This window comes from Polaromonas sp. P1_E1_2 (assembly GCF_056406035.1).
Map to the genome: position 1 here is coordinate 1 of NZ_JBFUAZ010000486.1, position 3,303 is coordinate 3,303.

2 protein-coding genes are annotated in these 3,303 nt (G+C 58.6%); both read right to left on the bottom strand.

The window, feature by feature from the left end:
• Positions 1 to 91: 91 nt before the first annotated feature.
• Positions 92 to 1,864, bottom strand: coding sequence for a lipid A export permease/ATP-binding protein MsbA (gene msbA / locus AC1D1P_RS18570; RefSeq protein WP_477673983.1), 1,773 nt, complete (start codon positions 1,862 to 1,864; stop codon positions 92 to 94).
• A complete protein-coding gene (locus AC1D1P_RS18575; RefSeq protein WP_477669493.1) occupies positions 1,861 to 3,075 on the bottom strand; it encodes an O-antigen ligase family protein in 1,215 nt (404 codons plus the stop codon). Before AC1D1P_RS18575 ends, msbA begins: the two co-directional genes overlap by 4 nt.
• Between the last annotated feature and the right edge of the window lie 228 nt (positions 3,076 to 3,303).

The following is a 3,303-nucleotide window of genomic DNA, read 5'->3' on the forward strand; positions in this document are numbered from 1 at the left end:
GCGGATGGAGGCCTCAAAGGGAAAGCCCAGGCCCACGCCGTTGCGAATAAAGGTAAAGCCGCTGATGGAGACTGGCATCGGGAATGACTTTCTAGGCTGCGCCCTGGAAGCCCAGGCGGTAAAGGTGGGCATAAGCGCCGTTGTTCTGGAGCAGCTCAGCATGGCTGCCTTGCTCGACGATGCGGCCGGCGTTCATCATGATGATGCGGTCGGCATGCTGGATGGTGGACAGCCGGTGGGCGATGATCAGCGAGGTGCGGCCCGCGGCCAGCCGCTGTATGGCTTCCTGTACGGCTTTTTCCGACTCGGTGTCCAGGGCCGAGGTGGCTTCGTCGAGGATGAGCACGGGCGCATCCTTGTACAGTGCCCGGGCAATCGCCAGCCGTTGGCGCTGGCCGCCGGACAGCTGCATGGCGTTGTGGCCGAGCACGGTGTCTATGCCCTGCGGCAGTTCCTCGAGCAACTGGCCCAGATTGGCGGCGGTCAGGCAGCGCACGATCTTGTCACTGTCGAAAGACTGACCCAGCGCGACGTTGAAGGCCATGCTGTTGTTGAACATGACGACGTGCTGGCTTACGAAGGCGAACTGCGAGCGCAGCGAAGCCAGGTCCCAGTCTCGTAGTTCCGTGCCGTCCAGCAGTATGCTGCCGGCGCTGTAGTCGACAAAGCGCGGAAGCAGGCTGGCCAGCGTGGTCTTGCCAGAACCGGACGAGCCGACCAGCGCCACGGTCTCGCCGGCGCGTATCGCCAGGCTGATGCCGTCCAACGCCGGCGGCGTATCCGGCTTGTAGACAACGCTGACGCCTGAAAATTCAATGTCGCCGGCGACCCTGGCCGTGCTGAAGCTGCCGCTGCTTTCGTCCTCGATGAGGTCGACCAGGTCCAGCCCGCGCTCGATCGCCGCCAGCCCGCGCGTGATGGGCGTGGCACCGTCGGACAAGCTTTTGATGGGGGCGATCAGCAGCAGCATGGCCGTCACGAAGGCCACGAAGCCGCCCACAGTGGTGGTGTTTTCCGAGCCCTGGAGCAGGGCGATGGAGATGACGGCCGACAGCGCCATTGCGGCCAGCACCTGGGTGATGGCGCTCATGCCTGCGTAGGCGACGGTGGATTTGATGGACAGCCGCCGCAGCGTGTTGCTCAGCGCCTCGAAGCGCGAAGCCTGACCGGCCTGCGCGCCATGCAGCCGCACGTCGCGGTGAGCCAGCACGTTCTCTTCGACGACATAGGCCAGGTTGTCCGTGGCCACCTGGCTTTCGCGGGTCAGCCGGTAAAGGCGGCGCGTCAGTAGCTGAATCACCAGCGCGACGGCTGGGAACAGCAAGGAGACGATCAGCATCAGCTTCCAGTTCAGGAAGAGCAAGTAAGCCACCAAGGCCACCAGCGTGAGAACGTCGCGCGCCAGCTTCATGACCGCATTGATCATCATCGACGAGCCGTTGAACACCTCGTAGACAACGGTGTTGGCGATGGCGCTGGAGGACTGGTCCGCGAACAGCGACAGGCGCGAGCTCAGCAGTTTGCCGAACATCGCCCGGCGCAGCGACTGGAGGCCCTCGTTGGTGACCTTGGCCAGGGCGTACTGCGCCAGAAACCCGGAGAGTCCCCGCAGGGTGAATAGCAGCATCAATGTCAGTGGAACCAGCCAGAGATTGAATGAGTCCCGCTGAAATCCCCGGTCCAGGAGTGGCTTGAGTAATGCCGGTACAAACGGCTCGGTTGCCGAAGCCACGATAGTGGCGCCAATGGCTAATGCCCATCCACCGCGTGAGCTGCTGAAATAAGGCCAGACTCTCGCAATCCTGTGCTGCAGGGACGGCTTTGATGGTGAATTCAAGGAGCCTTTTTCTGTGCTGCTGCTCATGCTGTTGCTTCGTTTTTGGATTGACCAGCAGATTCGTGCGTCGGGCTGCGGAGCCCTAAAACCAGCAGCAAACCGAGCAATACACAGAAAAAATCCCCGATCAGCGCGTCATAAATGGATGCATTGAAAAAGCACGAAGCGGCCAGTGCCAACAAAGTGGACTGCACCGCCCGGGCATATGGTTTGTCCATCCCGGCGGTATCTTTGAAGATCGAAAACATCAACCCGCAAAGTAGGGCAATTCCCGGAATGCCCAGCTGAACACCCCACAGCAGGTATTCCTGATGCGGATTTCCGTTTTGTACAGGCTTGTAATCCTGCTTTTCCCGTTGCTCAAGCCGGTTGTATTCGCTTGCCCAGCTCCCGGCCCCGGCGCCCAGAATCGGGTTGTCGCCAATCGACTGCACCGCCCTGTGCCAAAAATGGAGCCGGATGCCTGAAGAGCTGGATACTGCGCCGTAACCGGTTGCTATATCGGCCCCCTTTTTAAAGGAAAAAGACTTTATTTCGGTCTGCGCTTCCACAATTCTCTGGTGCATTTTGGATGAACCAAATGAGAGAGCTACAAGAAAGATAAAAGGCAGAAGTACAGTGACTATTCGATAGCGCTTGGGTAGTTCCCACATGATGGCGCTCGACAGCAAAAGGATTGCCACCACGTGCCCGGTACGGCCACTCAGCACAAAAAATACATTGCACAGCGCCAAGATCGCGGCCAATACAGCGAAATGTGGGCCAAAGCGCCCGGGGAAGAGGGCGCGTAAATGCCAGCAGACCGCTGCGAACACTCCGCTCATGATGCTCTGGTCCAGATAGCTGGAGAATACGGCGTAGTTTGTCAGCGCCATATTGGAAGTTGCCCAGGGTACCGGGAGATGGAAAAAAAGCATCCAGGAACCGGCCAGCAAAAATACCTGTGCAGCAACAAATGTGGCAAACGCACACATCGCCTCACGCGCATCGCGAACAAGAAATACGATCAGGATGATCTCAAGCAGCTTGCCATATTTTCCAACCGAGCTCAATGCATCGGTCAGTGGCGCAACGGTCCATATCAGGCTAAGCGTGAACGCGAACAGGATGACCAGCACGGCGATTGGTACGCGCAACCCTGCAAGCGGATTCTTGTATTGCCCGGTTTGTCGCATGGCCAGCAGGGTAGCGAGCCCGCAAAGCACCAGCAAAAGCTTGGCAATACTGATTATTGCCATAGACAATCCAATAGAGGCCGTGGCTAAGCAAATAATGGCGAGCCGAAAATTGAGCGTCTTATTTAACAAAATGGTCGCAGTCAGTACCTGATGAGCAGCCCGCATTATCGGTGATTCCACACTTGCCGACGAGGGGGCGCGTACGGGTCCTCTGCTATGCTGTCAGGGGATGAAGCAACGCGACTTCACTGGTAAATCCCCCTTGTGATCTTCCGAGTAGGCATTCGT

What these genes read in the sequence shown, in the direction of transcription:
- msbA (WP_477673983.1), bottom strand. Translation starts at nt 1,864, where the DNA reads ATGAGCAGCAGCACAGAAAAAGGCTCCTTGAATTCACCATCAAAGCCG.
- AC1D1P_RS18575 (WP_477669493.1), bottom strand. Translation starts at nt 3,075, where the DNA reads ATGGCAATAATCAGTATTGCCAAGCTTTTGCTGGTGCTTTGCGGGCTC.